This window comes from Pseudomonadota bacterium (assembly GCA_039193195.1).
In the GTDB taxonomy this organism is placed as follows: Bacteria; Pseudomonadota; Gammaproteobacteria; order Steroidobacterales; family JBCBZW01; genus JBCBZW01.
In genome coordinates this window covers 67179-84534 of record JBCCWS010000024.1, presented here as the reverse complement: position 1 = coordinate 84534, position 17356 = coordinate 67179, and the positions used below count along the sequence as shown (strand labels likewise).

The following is a 17356-nucleotide window of genomic DNA, read 5'->3' as shown; positions in this document are numbered from 1 at the left end:
GGAGCCGTCCCCCAAGTGCCCTCGCAACGCCCCAACTCCAGTTTCCTAGGCGCTCTTTGCACCTGCCTGCTGATCCTGCTCAGTGCCGCCTGCTCGCCGAGAGCGGGCGACGAGCCAGCCTCCTCTGCGCTTCCGCCAGGCGCCGAGGCGTTGGGGGATAGCGGCCTGTGGGTCAGCGCGCCGCTGCTACGACCGATGCCTGCCATGAGCATGGGGGCCGCCTACTTCAGTGTTCACAACCGCAGCGGCCACGACGATCAACTGCTCGCGGTGAGCGTGGAGACCGCGGGCGGCGCAGCGCCCATCGAGGCGTCACTCCACGAGACCCGGATAGTCGACGGCATCTCGCGCATGCGATCGCGGGCGGAGGGTTTCGCCTTGGCCGACGGCGCGGACCTGGTCCTAGCGCGCGGTGGCGCGCACGTGATGCTGAACGGTGATCTGGCGCCCGAAACGCCCCTGGCGATGACCTTGCGCTTCGAGCGTGCCGGTGCCTTTACGATTACCGTGCCGACTGCCGACAACCAATAAGTTGAGACGACCCTGACCCTAATCCGGAGCTCCCATGGCTAAGTTCGTACCTGTCGAGCCCTTCGACCTCGTCATCTTCGGCGGCACCGGTGACCTTGCGATGCGCAAGCTGTTGCCCTCACTGTTCCATCGCGACATCGACGATCAGATCTCCGATGACAGCCGCATCGTCGCCGTTTCTAGGCGCGAGATGAGTCACGAGGCGTTCATCGAGACGGTGCAATCGGCGCTTCGCCGATTCCTGCCGGAGGGGCATTTTGACGAGAGCGTATGGCAGCGCTTTGCCTCGCGCCTTAGCTACTACGCGGTCGACGTGCTCGAGGAAGATGGCTGGGGCGAGCTGGCGGGCGCGGTCGGCGCACACACCGATCGGGTGCGCGTCTTCTACCTCGCCACTGCGCCGCAATTGTTCGGCCCGATCGCCACGGCACTCGGTCGCCACGAGCTGCAGCACGGACAGACCCGGATCGTGCTGGAGAAACCCGTCGGTAGCGACCTCGAGTCGGCGCGCGCGGTTAACGGCGCCGTTGGCGCCGTATTCAGCGAAGATCAGGTTTACCGCATCGATCACTACTTGGGTAAAGAGTCGGTGCAGAATCTGCTCGCCCTGCGCTTCTCCAACTCGCTGTTCGAACCGCTCTGGCGTCGAGGAACGGTGGATCACGTGGAGATCACCGTGGCAGAGGACATCGGCGTCGGCACCCGCGGTGAGTTCTACGATCGCACAGGTGCCCTGGTCGATATGGTGCAAAACCACCTGCTGCAGCTCCTTTGCCTGGTGGCCATGGAGCCGCCAGCAGGTCTGGATCCGGCGCAGATTCGCGGCGAGAAGCTCAAGGTATTGCGCGCTTTGCGTCCGATCACCGAGCTCGATGTGGAGGCGAGCACCGTACGTGGCCAGTATCGGCGTGGCGCGGTCCACGGTGAGGCAGTGTCCGGCTACGGCGAAGAGACCGGCATCGAGAGCAGCAGCACGGAGACCTTCGTCGCGATCAAGGCGATGATCGACAACTGGCGCTGGGCCGACGTGCCCTTCTACCTGCGCACGGGCAAGCGCCTGCCGATGAAGACTTCCCACATCGTGGTGCAGTTCTCGCCCGTCGCCCACTCGATCTTCCCGCCGCAGACCGGGCGCCCGGAGCCCAATCAGCTAACGATACGATTGCAGCCGGATGAGGGCGTGACCCTATCTCTCATGACCAAGGAACCAGGTCCCGGAGGATTCAATCTAAGGTCCTTGCCCTTGAACCTGACCTTCTCCGAGCAGTTCCACGTGCGTTACCCCGACGCCTACGAGCGCCTGTTGATGGAAGTGCTGCGCGGCAATCAAGCCTTGTTTATGCATCGTGAGGAGGTGGAGTCCGCGTGGGCCTGGATCGATGATGTTCGCAACGGCTGGGAGCAGCGCGGCCAACCGGTTGTCCCATACGCGGCCGGCACCTGGGGACCCACCGATTCCGCCTTGCTCGTAGGCCGCGACGAGCGTCGTTGGTTGGATCCGACCGAATGAGTACGCGTAGTAACCCCACGATTGAGCGCTTCGCTACGCGCGAAGAGGCCACCTCCGCCTTGAGCGGCGTGATGGCGGTGGCCATCGAGCGGGCCGTTGGAGCTGATCGACGCGCCTGGTTATGCCTGAGCGGTGGATCATCGCCAGTGAGCCTGTTCCGGACCCTCGGTCGACAGACCCTGCCGTGGGGCAGCGTCGACCTGACGCTGAGCGATGAGCGCTGGGTGCCCGTCGATCATGCCGACAGCAACGAAGCCCTCGTGCGCCGTGAACTTCTGCAGGGCCCGGGCGCAGCGGCGCGCCTCCACGGTCTTTACCGAGAACAACCGGCTCCGGAAGACGCCGTAGACGCAGTCAACCGCCATTTCGCCACGCTCGACGAGCCCTTCGACTACTGCCTGCTCGGCATGGGCGCGGATGGGCACACGGCCTCCCTGTTCCCCGATGCGACCAATCTCGCCGCCTTGCTCAGCGAACGCGAGGCAGCTGCGGCGGTCTACGTGCCGCGCCTCTCGCAGCCGCGCATCACGCTGAGTCCTCCGCGCCTGCTGGCTTCCCGTGAGATCGGCCTACTGCTGTTCGGCGACGAGAAGCTCATCGTGCTTGAGCGCGCGATGGGGGGGGATGATCCGGCGGAGTTACCGGTGCGATGCGTGCTGCAGCAGGCCCGTGTTCCTGTCACTTGTTATTGGGCGCCTTAGCAGGAGACTCATGCGATGAGCGACCAGACCTTACATCCCACCCTGGAGAAGATCACCCAACGGATCGAAGCGCGTAGCCAGGTCGCGCGGGCCGCTTACCTCGAGAAGATCGAACACGCGCGGCGCAACGGTCCCCACCGTGGGGTGCTCTCCTGCGGCAACCTGGCCCACGGGTTCGCTGCCTGTGCGGAGGACGGCAAGGAGGCCCTGTCCGGCAGCCGGCGCGCCAACATAGGGGTCATCTCCGCTTACAACGATATGCTCTCCGCGCATCAGCCGCTCGAGATCTATCCCCGTTGGATCAAGGAGGCTGCCTGGGCGGCGGGAGGTATGGCGCAGTTCGCCGGTGGCGTGCCAGCCATGTGCGACGGGGTCACGCAGGGCCAACCGGGCATGGAGCTGTCCCTGTTCAGTCGCGACGTCATCGCGATGGCCACCGCCGTTTCGCTCTCGCACAACATGTTCGATGCGGCCATCTGCCTCGGTGTGTGCGACAAGATCGTGCCCGGATTGCTGATCGGTGCTCTGTCCTTCGGGCATCTGCCGGTGATCATGGTGCCGGCAGGGCCGATGCCCTCCGGGTTGCCAAACGATGAGAAGGCCCGCGTTCGCCAGCTGCATGCCGAGGGCAAGGTGGGGCGTGATGCGCTGCTCGATGCGGAGTCGAAGTCCTACCACTCACCGGGGACCTGCACCTTCTACGGCACGGCCAATAGCAACCAGCTGATGATGGAGTTCATGGGGCTGCACTTGCCGGGGACGTCCTTCGTGAACCCGGGCACGCCCTTGCGCGAGGCGCTGACGCGCGCTGCCGCTGTGCAGGCCCTGCGCATTACGGACTTGGCGGACGATGCGGGTGCTTACCGTCCCATCGGCCAGGTGTTGGACGCTAAGGCGATCTTAAACGGCATGATCGGCCTACTCAGCTCCGGCGGCTCCACAAACCACACGATCCATCTCGTCGCGATTGCTCACGCGGCGGGCATTCAGATCGATTGGACCGATTTCGCGGAGCTGTCCGACGTGGTGCCACTGCTGGCGCGCGTTTATCCGAACGGCTCGGCCGACGTGAACCACTTGCACGCGGCCGGCGGTATCCAGTTGATGATGCGCGAGCTGCTCGGCGCAGGCCTCCTGCACGGTGATGTCCTCACCATCATGGGCTCAGGGCTCGATGCCTACCGAGACGAGCCCTACCTCGCCGGCGACGATCTCGAATGGCGTGGAGGTCCAACCAGGAGCTTGGACACGGACGTGCTGCGCCCGGTCAACGAGCCCTTTTCACCCACGGGTGGCATTAGGCTGATGGAAGGGAACCTCGGGCGCGCGATCGTCAAGGTGTCGGCGGTGAAGGACGAGCACCGCGTGGTGGAAGCACCTGCGCGAGTGTTCCAATCCCAAGGTGCTGTGCTCGAGGCCTTCAAGGCAGGCGAGCTAGACCGGGACTGTGTAGTGGTCGTGACCTACCAGGGTCCATCGGCGAACGGCATGCCCGAGCTGCACAAGCTCACGCCGAGCCTAACGGCCGTGCAGAGCCGCGGTCACTCGGTGGCCTTGGTCACGGACGGGCGCATGTCTGGCGCGAGCGGTAAGGTGCCGGCAGCGATTCAGGTCACGCCCGAGTGCCTCAACGGCGGACCCCTCGCCAAGGTGCGCGACGGGGATTTGCTGCGCGTAGACACTCACGCTGGCGAGCTGTGTGCCCTCGTCGACACAGCCCAGTGGGACAGTCGCGAGTCCGTGCCCTGCGCCACGCGCGATACGCTCGGCATGGGGCGCGAACTGTTCGAGGTGTTCCGCAACGTGGTCACGGGGGCGGAGCAGGGTGCTGTGTACACCGGTGCGGCGGATGAGATTCAAGCGACTAGCATGCCCCAAGACGGCTGAGCCAATTTACGCGAGAGACTGATATGGACATTACGATCGATACGGTGCTGGAGCGCTCTCGGGTCGTCCCCGTGGCCAGTATTCCTGATGCCACCTACGCCGTGGCTATCGGCGAGGCGCTGATGCAGGGCGGCGTGCAGATCATCGAGGTGACCCTGCGCACCCGCGATGCCTTGGCGGCGATTGAAGCCCTGCGCCGCGAGCTTCCTGATCTGCTCGTCGGAGCGGGCACCGTGTGGACAGCTCACGACTGGGTGCTGGCCGAAGAGGCCGGAGCGCAGTTCATCGTCTCGCCCGGATCACCCCCGGAGCTCGTGGCCTCGGCACGCCGTCGTCGCTTGCCCTACCTGCCGGGCGCTCAGACCCCGACGGAGGTGGCGAGCTTGGTGGCCTCGGGCTATACGGCGGCCAAGTTCTTCCCGGCGGGACCTGCCGGTGGGGTCAGCGCGCTCAAGGCCATGTCCGCCGTGTTCCCGGGGATTCGATTTTGCCCGACGGGCGGGATCTCCCTGGATACGGCGCCCCAGTACCTCGCGCTCGGCGCTGTCCCCTGCGTGGGCGGCAGCTGGTTGCTGCCCCGCGAGGCGGTGGATGGACGCGACTGGTCGGGGATTGCGGAGCTGGCGCGCGGTGTACGCGAGCTCTGAGTTAGGTTGCATCGTTCATCGTCGATTGCATTGACAGGTGCTGCTGGGCTGCGCCGCGCGCGGCGCTTAAGCGCCTGAATCGCGACCCTCTGTGTGGCGTTGGCGCGGTCGTTGCAGCTACTTCCCAAAAACGCGCAGGGTTGCGCTTATGTCAGCGAGACGGTCGGAGCTTCCCCTCCCTTCGCCGTCTCGCTGGCCCCCCTCTCTCAGTCGTCAAGCGCGAACGTGTCCGCATCGAGGTGGAAGGGGAATCGATCGCGGAAACGCATCAGCGGATCGCGCTCGATCGTCACGCTCACGTGCGTTTCCACCTCCGCCAGGGTGGCGAGCGGCTTGCCTAGGTAGTTGATCACCGCCGAATCGCCGCCGTAGGGCACGCCGTTGCCATCCTCTCCCACTCGGTTCACCCCGGCCACGTAGCTTACGTTCTCGATCGCGCGGGCGCGCAGCAGAGTCTGCCACGCCGTGCGCCTTGGCGTCGGCCAGTTGGCGACGACGATCATCAGGTCGTACTGCTGCGTGTTGCGGCTCCATACGGGGAAGCGTAGGTCGTAGCAAACCAACGGCAAGATCCGAAAGCCGCGGAAGTCGACCGTGCATCGGGAGGCTCCCGCCGCGTAGTGCTCATGCTCGCCCGCCATGCGGAAGAGGTGGCGCTTGTCGTAGGTGGTCAGCGCGCCGTCGGGCGTCACCCAGCAAAAGCGGTTGTAGTAGAGACCCTCTTCAACCACGATCAGCGAGCCGCACACGGCAGCATCGGTGGCGCGTGCCTGCGCGCGCAACCAGCCCACCGACGGGCCGTCCGTGGGCTCGGCCAGAGCCGCCGCATCCATGCTGAAGCCCGTGCTGAACATCTCCGGCAGGACGATTACATCGCTCGGGGGTAGGCGCTGGATATGTTGGCTTAGTACCTCGTGGTTGCGCTCAGGGTCGTGCCAGGCGAGGTTTGCCTGAATCAGGCTGAGGGTTAGAGCTGACATAACTTCTCCGCCGCTTGACGTAGGGTGTCGTCGTCCTTGGCGAAGCAGAATCGCACCAGGCGACGGTCAAAGGACTCGCAGAACACGGAAACGGGGATTGCCGCGACGCCGACGTCTATCGTGAGTTGGCGCGCGTAGGCCACATCGTCTAACTCACTTAGGGCGCTGTAGTCGGCGAGCTGGAAGTAGGTGGAAGGTGTCGGCGTAAGCTCTAGGCGCGAGTCTTGTAGGAGCGACACGAACAGGTCGCGCTTGCCCTGGTAGAAGGACGGCAGTGCCTCGTGGTGCTCGGGGTGCTGGGTCGTGAACTCAGCCAGTGCGTGCTGCATGGGTGTGCTCACGGCGAAGGGAACGAACTGATGAACCTTTCGAATCTCTTGGGTGATGGGTGAAGGCGCCGTGCAATAGCCAATCTTCCAGCCCGTGCAATGGCAGGTCTTGCCGAAGGAGGATACGACGACCGCGCGGGTGGCGAGGGCAGGTCGGGTCAGCAAGCTCAGGTGCGGGCGCCCGTCGTACACCATGTGTTCGTAGACCTCGTCGCTGACCACAGTGAGCGGATGGCGCTCGAGGAGAGCTTCCAGGGTGTCCAAGTCGTCGTGCGTTAGGATCGCCCCAGTGGGGTTATGGGGGAAGTTCAGCATTAGCAAGCGGGTGTTCGGCCGGATCGCGTCCTCCACCCGTTGCCAGTCGACGCTGAAGTCCTCGCTGCGAAGGGCGACGCGTCGCACGGTGCCGCCGGCCAAGCGGACGGCGGGCTCGTAGGCGTCGTAAGCAGGGTCGAGCACTATGACCTCATCGCCCGCATGCACCAGGGCTTGCACGGCGCTGAAGAGTGCTTCGGTGGCGCCGACCGTGACCGTCAGCTGCGAGGCCCAATCGCCCTCATGGCCATAGAGGACGCGGTGTTTCTCGCCCAGCGCTTCGCCTAGTGCTGGGAGGCCAGCCATGGGCGCGTACTGATTGGCGCCGCTGTTGACGGCGCGGGTCAGGCCGCTGAGCAGGGCTTGCGGCGGATCGAAATCGGGGTAACCCTGAGACAGGTTGATGGCGCCGTGCTCGGCGGCCAGCTGGCTCATTACGGAGAAGATGGTAGTGCCGACGTCCGGCAGCTTGCTTTGAATGGATGCGGACATGGGCGGGCGAGTACCTAACATCGAAGGGTGGATCGCCTCCGGTACGGCCGGAGTTAAGGACTAGGATACGGGATATGAACAGCGAAGCGCACAAGCCCGCGACAGACACGCAAGATCAGGCGCGCCCGCCGCAGGAAGCAGCCTTGATGGCAGACGAGTGGCAGGCGGCCCTCGGTCAACTCCGTCAGGCGATGCACGGGGCGATAGCGGCCGGGGCGGTCGGGCTGGTGAGCTTGTTGGGAGCCTTGGTCCTCGGCGGTGCCTGGAAGTGGATCGTGGCGATCCTTGGCGCGCTGCTCGTCGCCGGTGCCTTGGGCTTCGTGGTGTTAGTTCACCGACGTATCGATCAGGAAGCACGTGGCGCTATCGATGAGTACCGCGGGGCGCTCTCGCTGCTTGCCTCGCTACAGGAGACCTCCGGCGCGATGGGCGAGTTACTCGGCGCGATGCGTACGACCAGCGTAGATGGGTTGCTGCTGCTCGATCGCACGATCACGCAAGTCTCCAACGTCGTGCGGCGCATTCCCTTGCTCTCCAATCCACTGACGGATCTCGGACTGGACGCCGTCGCTGGGGTCAGCCGGCTGGTCATCGATGGCGCGGATCGTGCGGCGCAGTTGGCGCAGGGATTGGAGGAGGCCGTGGCCAGCCTCGACGTGACGGCTATGGAACGCCAATCGCGGGCGATGCGACAGCTAGCCGCGGATCTGCGCCAGGGGGTCGACGGCTCCTCAGGCTCGGGCGGCGGAGCGAGCCGTGTCGGCGGGTAAGCGGCGGACCTCTCTGGTAAGCGGTGCGCTCTACGGTCTGACCGCCTCAGGGGCATGCGCCGCGGCGGCTTGGCTAAGTCCCCTGCTGCCGAGCGAAGGACGCTGGATCGGCGCGGCGATCTTCTCGGCTGCAAGCCTATGGTTCGGTGCTAGCTACGGGGCTCGCTACGTCACTCGCCACCCTGGCCGCGACCGTACCCCGCTGTGGGTGTTGCTCTACGCGGCGGTGCTCACCGCGGTGGCGTGGGGCTACGGTTACGCCTGGTTTTTTGATCCGGCCGTGACCCCCTTATCGATCATGGCGCCGTTCGTGGGGATCGCCCGGGGCGTGCACTTCACTGCGCTATTGCTCCTCTCCGCCTCTCCGCTCCTGATGCCGGCGTGGTGGGCGTGCCACCGCTTGCTGCAGCGTGTCGCCGAACGCATCTACATCTCTGCCCTCTAAGCAGAGCTCGGCGGGCCGGTTGTTCCTGATGCAGGCGTCCGCTACGCTGCTCGGCCTTTGTCCTTGCGGAGATGATCGATGGCACAGGCTAGTGCGCGGCATATTCTCGTTCCGACGGAGGCGCAGTGCCTCGAGCTTAAGCAGCAGATCGCCGATGGTGCGGCGTTCGCCGAGGTGGCTAGGGAGCACTCCCAATGCCCTTCCGGCAGCCGAGGCGGTGAGCTCGGTAGCTTCGGGCGTGGCCAGATGGTGCCAGAGTTCGACCGGGTCGTATTCAGCGCTCCGCTAAACGAGGTGCAAGGCCCGGTTCAGACCCAGTTCGGCTTCCACCTCTTGGAAGTGACTGCCCGACAAGACTGAAATCGCATCATCCGACCCGGCGTCCTGCGAGCTACTCGAGGGGCGTCGGATGAGCGACGGCTGTAAGGAGTGTTCTCGCATGTCCGATCACCGCGTCTCTATCGAGTGGGCCCGTGGCGCGCACGCGTTCACCTACGAAGAATATTCACGTGATCATCAATGGTACTTCGACGGCGTCGGCGCGCCGGTAGCCGCCTCGGCGGCGACCCAGTTTCTGGGTAACGGCGAACTGGTGGATCCCGAACAGGCCTTCGTCGCGTCGCTCGCCAGCTGTCACATGCTCACTTTCTTGGCCGTGGCGGCGCGACGACGGTTGGTGGTGGAGAGCTACCGGGACGACGCGGTGGGCGTACTCGCGCGAAACGGTGAGGACCGTTTGGCGCTGACCAGCGTGACCCTGCGGCCGGTCATACGGTTCGCCGATGATAGTGAAGCACCGGACCCGGCGGCCCTGCGCAGCCTGCACGAACGGGCTCACCGCGAGTGCTTCCTAGCCAACTCTGTGCTGTGCGAGATTGAGGTAGATCTATCGACGCAATGGGCGACCAGCGATGGTGCGCCGGCCCTAGACGGCGCTGACGGCTAGGCGATGGGCCGGATTGCGCTGCTCACCTGTCGCGATCTTCCCGAGCCTGATCCGGACGAAGCACTCACGCTGCAGGCCTTTCGTGCGGCGGGATACGACGCCCAGCTGCTGGCGTGGAACGCGCCCGGCGAGTCACCAGGGGCCTTCGATCTGTGCATTATCAGATCCACCTGGGACTACATTTGGCACGTCGAGGCCTTCGACGCCTTTCTGTCTGAGACGGCGCGCGTCACCCACCTGTGCAATTCCCTGGAGGCTGTGCGATGGAACGTCCACAAGCGCTACCTAGCCGCGCTGGAGGCAGCCGGCTTGCCAGTCACCCCCACCTTGCACGTGGGTCGCGGCGAGCCCCCCACGATGCATGAGTTCGCCCAGCTCGATTGGGGCTCGGTCGTGGTGAAGCCGGCAGTCTCCGGCAGCTCCTACGCCACCCGGCGCTTCGCAGCCCATGCGCACGACGAGGCACTCGCGTTTCTGCGTGATCTCACGGCGCGACGTGACGCCATGGTGCAGCCCTACATATCCACGGTGGAGCAGGGTGGGGAGCGAGCGTTAGTTTGCATCGACGGCGAGCTCAGTCATGCGATTGTCAAAACTGCACGTTTTAAAGGGGATCAGGAGCAGGTGTCGGCGGCCCACGTGCCCACCGGGCAGGAGCGTGCGTTCGTGCAACAGGCTCTGGCCTGCCTGCCGGCATCGCTACGCGAAGGCTTGCTCTACGCGCGCGTCGATGTCTTTGACGACGGAGCGGGCGGTCTGCTCTTGAGCGAGCTCGAGTTGATCGAGCCGTCGCTTTACTTCGTGCAGGCGCCAAGGGCTTTGGACGCCTTTGTGGCGGCGGTTGAGCGCCGCCTCAGGTAAGGGCCCGGCTGAACAGGTGGCTAGACGCCCGTCCAGCCGGGTTGGATGGCGGGACTGGATTACTTGAGTGAGAAGGTCACTCCCACCCACGCTGCCAGCGGTGCCCCAGGGGTGAGAAAGCGCGAATCCTCGAAGTCGTCCCCGAGCACTTCGTCGGCTTCGCCGAGCAGACCGAGCGTGGCGTATTCCTCGTCGAAGAGGTTCTCCACGGTGACGAAGATACGCGCCAGGTCACTCAGGCGATACTCACCCCGCACGTTCACCGTGGTGAAGCCGTCGAGCGTGGGCAGGATGTTCGCCTCGTCCCCGCGCAGGAAGCGCTCTGAGGAGTAGTTGATGTCCGCACCGAAGGTGAAGCGTGGCGTCACATCGTAGCTAAAGCCTGCCTTGGCCAGATGCTCCGGAATGCCCGGCAAGCGATCCCCCACCTCCACGTCGATCTGCCCGTCCTGCGCGAGGGGATTGTTGGGGCTCGACACCGCGAAATTCTCGTCGAACTCTGCTTCGAGGTAGGTGTAGTTGGCGAACCAGCTGCCGCGGCTACCAAAGTTGCCATTGAACATCACTTCCACGCCGTCTCGCGTGGTGTTGCCCACGTTGTCGAAGAAGCCCGAGTTGGTGAAGGGGCCGGCGCTGATGAAGATGATGTCGTCGCGGTTGCGCGTGTGGAAGAAGCCCACGCTCCAGTCGAGGTACCCGTTGGACCCGCGGATACCGGCTTCTATCGTGCGTGCCACCACCTGATCTAGGGGGGGATCCGCGAGGAACGCGTTCGGCAAACGGCAGGGATCGTCCGGATCGGCGCAGGTGAGCTCTACCGGCGTGGGTGCCCGGGCGGACTCGAAGTAGCCACCGTAGAGCTGGATGCCGTCCGTCACGTCGAAGGTGATGCCGCCGGCGGGGTTGAAGCGGTAGAACGAGTGATCTCCGTTCAGCGCCGTGCCAAGCTGGTCCTCGAGCACGATATTGGTGGCGTTCCACTGACCCGAGAGCAGGATGCTGACCCTGTCGCTGGGCGAGAAGGTGTTGATGAAGAACGCGCTGTAGTTCTCCGTTTCCGTTTCCAGGTCCGTGAAGGCCTCGTTCACGAAGAAGCCGCTGCCGATGGCCTGACGAGTGTCGTCCAGGGTGCCGAGCTCGGTGCTGGCATTGAAGTCGATGGCACTAGAGACGAAGTTACCGCCGATTACGAACTGATTGCCGCCGCCGTTGGCGAAGGTGCTCTCCAGAGACACCTGCAGGTTCAGGCCGTAAGTGTCTTGCTCAGTGTTGGTGCGGTTGACGGTGCCGCCGATCGTGTTGGCGTTGGCCGGGATCGGGTTGCCGTTGGCGTCGACGACGACTTCCTCTTCCTCGTCGTCATCGTCATCGCCGTCGTCATCATCGTCGTCGTCGTCGAAGTCATCGTCATCATCGAAATCGTCGTCGTCGTCACCGAACTCGTCGTCGTCGTCGTCGTCATCATCATCGTCGTCGTCGTCACCCTCGCAGATAAACCCGATGTTGTCGTCGTCGGCACACTCGCCGAAGTCGGAGTCGTCGCCGTTAAAGGATGAAATGTCGCTGCGACGGTAGTAGGCGTTCCAGCTCACCTTGGCCGCGCCGAAGGCATGAGACCCTCGGAAGTTCAGGGTGAAGAGGTTGTTCTCAGTCTGATCAGGCCGCGTGAAGATCGCTTCTCGGTCCTGGTCAGCGAGCTCGAAGGGAATCGCACCGTTACCGATCAGATCCGTGTCCGCCCAGGTGATGTCGGCGTCCAGCGTGCTGTTGTCGCCTTGCCAGGACACGTTGGCAAAGACTCGGGCAGCTTCAGATGGCGAGAAATCGCGCCAGCCGCTTTCTTCGAAGTAGGAGCCGTTGATGTAGAAGCTTACATCCTTGTCGTCAGTGAACGCGCGGCCCGTTTCGAAGTCCGCGGTTACCCGGCCCCAAGCGCCTGCGCCAGCCTCGACGTTGGTGCCGGGGTTGGTGAAGCCGTTCTTCGTGCGGATGGCGATGGCGCCGCCGAGGCTATTGAGCCCGAACACGGGATAGGCGCCGGGAATCAAGTCGATGCTGGCTACCGCGGATTCGGGCATCAGCGCCCAGTTCACCGTGTCACCGAATGGTTCGTTTAGGCGGACGCCGTCCTGGTAAACAGCCAGCCCCTGGGGTAAGCCAAGTAGGGGAGAGGCGGTGTAGCCGCGGAACTGGATGTCCGGCTGTAGTGGGTTCGTCGTGCCTTCGTTGACGAAGACACCGGCGAAGTTGCGATTGAGGTAGGCACTCAGGTCAAGCAAGTGCTGTGCCTGGATGTCCTCATCTGTGGCGCTGCGGACGTTCGACGGCAGCTTGTCGCGGTCTAGCCCATCGGCGCCGAGGGGCGTAATGCCAATGACCTCCACTTCCTCGTCGACGTCAGCGTCCTGTCCAACGGCCGTGTGCCCAGCCAGATTGACCGCGAGCATGAGACCCAAGGCCACTACCCCAGGGCGCAGTCGGCCCGCTCTCGTCCGTGTCGTATTTATCATTCCTACCCTCAAGGTCATCGCCAAGTCGTTGTCGGAGCCCCAAACTCCTGAACTAAAACTCGGTAAAACAGTGGCATAGGATAGGCGCTATTACCCCTGCTGGAGGCTCCCCTCTGGACGAGTCGGGAAAAAATCCTGCTGCGACGCGTCAATCTACGGCAGTGGAATTCGGAACCTCTGGTGAGTCCACAACCCCTTGACTTACCGCGAAATAAACGAGCTCGGTCCGGTTCTGTACACCGAGTTTCTTGCGAATCTGCGTGGCATAGTTGGCGACAGTTTTTTCGCTCAGGCGCAAGCGCTGACCGATCTCCGAGTTGCCGTGGCCTTCCGCCAGCAGGCGAAAAATGCTGAACTCACGTGGCGAAAGGGCGTCGATCGCCGCACGTTGGTCGCTCGCCGGGGTGATATCGCCGAGCCGCGGATCCAGGAATTTTCCTCCGCAGACCACCTGGCGGACCGCTTCGACGAGCAACTCGGGAGCACCTCCCTTGGTCACGTAGCCCTTCACGCCCACGCTGAGTGCCTGGTGGACGAAGGCGGATTCCTCGTGCATCGAGAACACGATGATGCGAGCCTTCGCGTCTCGCATGAGGATTCGTCGCGCCGCTTCCAAGCCGCTGATCCCCGGTAGCGATACGTCCATTACCACCACGTCCGGTTGCTCCTCCACGTAGCGTTGGCAGGCCAGCTCGCCTGTGTCCGCTTCCGCGATGAGGGCCATGTCTGGCGCATCCGCCAGCAGTACGCGATAGCCCGCGCGCACCACCGCGTGGTCATCGACTAGTAGCACACGCACGGTCTTCGGTAGGGGGTTCATCATGCCGGTGTCACGGTCTGCATAAGTGGCGAGCGGCGGCTCGCGGGTTCTGCTTCGTGGGTGAGCGATTCACCATGGGGGATTCGTGCGTAGACGATTGTGCCCCCATCGTCGTGTTGCCGATCCAAGGTCAGCGTGCCGCCGAGGGATTCTATTCGCTCGCGCATCCCCACCAACCCGAGGCCCTTGCGTAAGGTCGCGGGGGTGATGCCGACGCCGTCGTCGCCCACGAGCACGGTCAGTTCGTTTTCATCGATGGCGATATGCACATCAACCCTGGTGGCGCCCGCATGTCGTGCCACGTTGGTGAGCGCTTCCTGCACGATGCGATAGATCTTGATCGTTACGTCTTCGTGCAAGTCAGCCAGCTCCCCATTGATGGTAAGCTGAGTCATCGCGCCATGGTGTCTGTCGCTCCAATCCTCCACCAGCTTCTCGATGGAAGCGCGCAGCCCTAAATCATCGAGGGCAGCGGGTCGAAGCTCGCTCATAAGGCGGCGCACTACCGAATACATTTGATCGCTCACATCGCATATTGTAGACGTGCGCTCAGTAACCGCTGTCGCATCGCCCGCGCGCTGGCGCGTGGAGACCGCCAGCGCTTTGATCGCGGAGATGGCCTGGCCGAGCTCGTCGTGTAGCTCCTGGGCCAGGTGGCGACGCTCCGCCTCCTGGATGGCCAGCGCCTGGCGACTCAGCTCCTGGTTCTCCTCGGCCTGCTCGGACAGCGTGGTGGCGACGTGGTTCAGGCGGTCTGAGATGCGCTGCAACTCGGGTAGGTCGAAGCGCTGTACACGAGTGGAGTAGTCGCCTTGCTCGAGGCGATCTAGGGCGCGTAGCACCTTGTCCACGGGACGTAGGGCGCGATGGCTCATCCAACCCGTAAGTAGCATTACGAGGAAGGCGAAGCTCACCAGTAGGGCGAAGGTGGCCCGCGACTCCTTCCATGCCTCATCGACTTCATCGCCGGGGCGTGGGCGCAGGGCGATACCGACGCGACGACCCTGAAGGGCGAGCTGGTAGCGGTACTCGACGGGCTCCGGTTCGACCAGGCGAGCAAACCAGCGCGGCGCGGATCCCTCAATGCCCATGCCGGCAGGGACAAAGGGCTGCATGCCATCGTTTCGAACCAGGCCGATGTCCACGTGACGCACATCACGCAAGCGCGACACGCGGGCGATCAATGCTGAGACCACGGCGTTGTCGCTCGGCAGCGCAGCTGCCTGGGATTCAGCGCTTAGATCCGCCCCAGCGCCGGACAGCGCCTCGAGGAGCTGTAGGGTCAGCGTGAGGGCCGAGTCGGTCTCTTCGGCGACCGATTCCCTCGCCTGCGTCAGAATTAGGCTGACGGCGCCACCGAGGAGCAGGAGCAGCGCCAGGGCCACCATCAGATTGAGGCGAAAGGCGAGGTTCATTGCTGCTGAGGGGGGGCGACGGCCGACGGTGCGGCCGAATGGTGGGAGGCGACAGGCTCCGCGTTGTCCTCATCGACCAAGCGTCTTAAGAGGGTCAGTGCGTCCTGGCGCACCAGCGTGCTCCAGAGAATTGGCAGCGGGGCCGTCATATCCAGCCCGTCTTCGCCGAGGCGCTCGAGCAAGCGACCGCGAAAGGCCTTCCGCTGGGATCGAGCGGCGGCGTGCGAGTCGATGGTCACGACTGGCTCGGCATCTTGAGAGGCACGCAGGTAGGCCGGGCGCGTCTGCCACAAGCCCGTGCTCTGTAGGGGTAGTTCGTCCGTGGGTAAGGCCATGGCCGACAGCGTCTCCGCCTGATACTTCGCCGCCGCGATGCGGTCTGCGGACATCGGCCAGTACTCGAAGCGCTCGCCGTAGCGGCCGTTGGTCAGGGAGGCGGGCAAGGCGATATCGGGCGTGACGCCATTTAGCTGAGTGCTCTCGCCGTTAACCCGAAAGAACTTGGCGGTGGTGAGGGACACCCGGCCGACGGCCTGGGCGAAGCCATCGGCGTTGCGCAGGTCGAAGGGCTCTTGGACCGAACCTTTGCCGTAGGTGAGTTCGCCGATCACAGTGGCGCGCTCGTAGTCTTGGAGGGCGGCGGCGACGATCTCCGAGGCGGACGCTGCATAGCGGTCGACGAGCACGGCCAAGGGGCCCTTCCAGGCCCGTCCCGGCTGGTCGTCGTCGAATACCTCCACGCCGCCATTAGCGTGTCGAACGCGCACCACCGGCCCCTCATCGATGAACAGGCCAACCATGCGTACCGCTTCGATCAGTGCGCCGCCACCGTTGCCGCGCAGGTCGAGGAGTATCGCACCGAGGGAAGGGGCATCGCGCCGCAAGCGCACGAGGGCTTTGGCCACGTCAGAGGCTGCACTGTCGTAGTTCGTTTCCCCGCGACCCAACCCCGCATAGTCTACGTAGAAAGCGGGCACCCGAATGATGCCAATTGGCATTCCGTCGACCTTCACAAGTTCCGCCGACACGCGACTGCGATCGAGTACGATACGGTCGCGCATCAGGCTGACGCGGGCAGGCAAAGAGGACTCCTCCGCCCCCCGTGGTAGCACCTCGAGCGTAACCTCGGAGCCGCGAGGCCCGCGGATGACGTTCGCCACTTCCTCTATCGCCCAGCCGACGACGTCGAGTGTCGCGGCCGGGTTTTCACTGTCCGTGACCGAGAGAATGCGGTCCCCGGCGTTCAGTAGGCCGCTTCGTTCTGCCGCGCCGCCGCCGAGCAGCCGTTGTAGCTGGATGTAGTCGCCATCGAAGGCCAGGGTGGCGCCAATGCCGAACAGATCGCGTGGAGCGGGCCGTCCCCCGCGCGCGCGGCGCGGGGGGGATCGGTAGCCCGAATGGGGATCGAGGGCGGCGAGCATTGCATCGAGGAACAGTTCCAGTTCTTCCATCGGTGTGCGTGCCGCGGCGCGCTCCGCGAGCCGTCGGTAGCGTTCGACCACCACCGCATCGGCCTGTCCAGGAGACTGACCGTTCGCGAGCAACCAGGCGAGCTCCTGCGCTCGCCTGGCGGTCCAAAGTTGATGCGCTTGCTCAGCGGCGGTCGCTTTAGGCTCCTGACGGGCGGCGCCTTCCTTGCCCAGCTCACGCACCCAGGCGGCACGTTGCACTAGGCGGTCGCGCTGGCGAGCGGCAAGTGCGTGGACAGCGTGCAGATCACCACTGGCGAGGGCCTCGGCGACGGCCTGATCGTCGAGCAGCGCCAAGTCCTCTTCCAGCAACAGGTCGCCCCGGGCGTCGAGTTGGCGGATAAAGGCCTCGCGGGTCCGGCGCAAGTGCTCCTTGACGACAGCAGCGTCCAAGCGGTCGCCAAGGTAGTGGTTGTCGCGTGCCAGCGACACCACCGCGCGTACCGTATCGACCGCGATCGGATCAACTCTCGGGGTGTCCTCGGCGATCGTGCAAACCCAAGCACCGGAGGCGAAAGCGACCAGTGCAAGGTGGGTCAGGGCGCGCCTGGGCGTGCGGCAGAACATGCGTCCCTCGGGTCCGTCGACATAACGCTGTCGGCGTCGGGTCGAGCGTTTACAATGGGTGAACAGAATAAGCCACGGTAGCACCAGCCATGTGATGGATCGAATGCCGTGCATACCTGAGAACGCGGCCCAAGCCGGAAGCGGGAACTGCGACCTTGCGT

General features: G+C 64.4%; 16 protein-coding genes. 10 read left to right on the top strand and 6 right to left on the bottom strand.

Going from position 1 to position 17356, the window contains the following annotated elements; translation table 11 throughout:
• The 5 genes from AAGA68_17540 to eda all read left to right on the top strand — a co-directional run.
• The coding region (locus tag AAGA68_17540; GenBank protein MEM9386868.1) for a copper chaperone PCu(A)C at positions 1-531 on the top strand (531 nt) is incomplete at its 5' end.
• A 34-nt stretch (positions 532-565) separates the two neighbouring features.
• Complete coding sequence (gene zwf / locus AAGA68_17535; protein ID MEM9386867.1) at positions 566-2041, top strand: glucose-6-phosphate dehydrogenase; 1476 nt, start codon at positions 566-568, stop codon at positions 2039-2041.
• Positions 2038-2742 (top strand): 6-phosphogluconolactonase, encoded by a 705-nt coding sequence (pgl, locus tag AAGA68_17530; protein ID MEM9386866.1) that lies wholly within the window; start codon positions 2038-2040, stop codon positions 2740-2742. The genes zwf and pgl overlap by 4 nt, the downstream gene beginning before the upstream one ends.
• A gap of 15 nt (positions 2743-2757) precedes the next feature.
• A complete protein-coding gene (edd, locus tag AAGA68_17525; GenBank protein ID MEM9386865.1) occupies positions 2758-4629 on the top strand; it encodes a phosphogluconate dehydratase in 1872 nt (623 codons plus the stop codon).
• Between the two features lie 23 nt (positions 4630-4652).
• Positions 4653-5276, top strand: a complete 624-nt coding sequence (gene eda / locus AAGA68_17520; GenBank protein MEM9386864.1) for a bifunctional 4-hydroxy-2-oxoglutarate aldolase/2-dehydro-3-deoxy-phosphogluconate aldolase — start codon at positions 4653-4655, stop codon at positions 5274-5276.
• 206 nt (positions 5277-5482) lie between these two features.
• Here the strand turns inward: eda and AAGA68_17515 are convergent, their stop codons facing one another.
• Entirely contained in the window at positions 5483-6256 is a 774-nt protein-coding gene (locus AAGA68_17515; GenBank protein ID MEM9386863.1) for an amidohydrolase, read from the bottom strand.
• On the bottom strand, positions 6244-7392 hold the full coding sequence (locus tag AAGA68_17510) for a methionine aminotransferase (GenBank protein ID MEM9386862.1): 1149 nt from the start codon (positions 7390-7392) through the stop codon (positions 6244-6246). The genes AAGA68_17515 and AAGA68_17510 overlap by 13 nt, the downstream gene beginning before the upstream one ends.
• A 74-nt stretch (positions 7393-7466) precedes the next feature.
• Between AAGA68_17510 and AAGA68_17505 the strand changes: the two genes are divergently transcribed.
• From AAGA68_17505 to AAGA68_17485, 5 genes are all read left to right on the top strand, one after another.
• Positions 7467-8162, top strand: a complete 696-nt coding sequence (locus AAGA68_17505; GenBank protein ID MEM9386861.1) for a hypothetical protein — start codon at positions 7467-7469, stop codon at positions 8160-8162.
• Positions 8149-8607: a hypothetical protein gene (locus AAGA68_17500; protein ID MEM9386860.1), complete on the top strand. Its 459-nt coding sequence runs from the start codon at positions 8149-8151 to the stop codon at positions 8605-8607. The genes AAGA68_17505 and AAGA68_17500 overlap by 14 nt, the downstream gene beginning before the upstream one ends.
• Positions 8608-8685: 78 nt before the next feature.
• Complete coding sequence (locus AAGA68_17495; protein ID MEM9386859.1) at positions 8686-8967, top strand: peptidylprolyl isomerase; 282 nt, start codon at positions 8686-8688, stop codon at positions 8965-8967.
• Between the two features lie 79 nt (positions 8968-9046).
• Positions 9047-9553, top strand: a complete 507-nt coding sequence (locus AAGA68_17490) for an OsmC family protein (protein ID MEM9386858.1) — start codon at positions 9047-9049, stop codon at positions 9551-9553.
• Between the two features lie 3 nt (positions 9554-9556).
• Entirely contained in the window at positions 9557-10414 is an 858-nt protein-coding gene (locus AAGA68_17485) for a hypothetical protein (protein MEM9386857.1), read from the top strand.
• Between the two features lie 59 nt (positions 10415-10473).
• On the opposite strand, the gene AAGA68_17480 is transcribed toward AAGA68_17485, so the two are convergent.
• The 4 genes from AAGA68_17480 to AAGA68_17465 form a co-directional block, all read right to left on the bottom strand.
• A complete protein-coding gene (locus AAGA68_17480) occupies positions 10474-12924 on the bottom strand; it encodes a TonB-dependent receptor (protein ID MEM9386856.1) in 2451 nt (816 codons plus the stop codon).
• A 148-nt stretch (positions 12925-13072) separates the two neighbouring features.
• Positions 13073-13747, bottom strand: a complete 675-nt coding sequence (locus AAGA68_17475; protein ID MEM9386855.1) for a response regulator transcription factor — start codon at positions 13745-13747, stop codon at positions 13073-13075.
• Complete coding sequence (locus tag AAGA68_17470) at positions 13744-15159, bottom strand: ATP-binding protein (protein ID MEM9386854.1); 1416 nt, start codon at positions 15157-15159, stop codon at positions 13744-13746. The genes AAGA68_17475 and AAGA68_17470 overlap by 4 nt, the downstream gene beginning before the upstream one ends.
• Positions 15156-17195, bottom strand: a complete 2040-nt coding sequence (locus AAGA68_17465) for a S41 family peptidase (GenBank protein ID MEM9386853.1) — start codon at positions 17193-17195, stop codon at positions 15156-15158. The genes AAGA68_17470 and AAGA68_17465 overlap by 4 nt, the downstream gene beginning before the upstream one ends.
• Positions 17196-17356 lie beyond the last annotated feature (161 nt).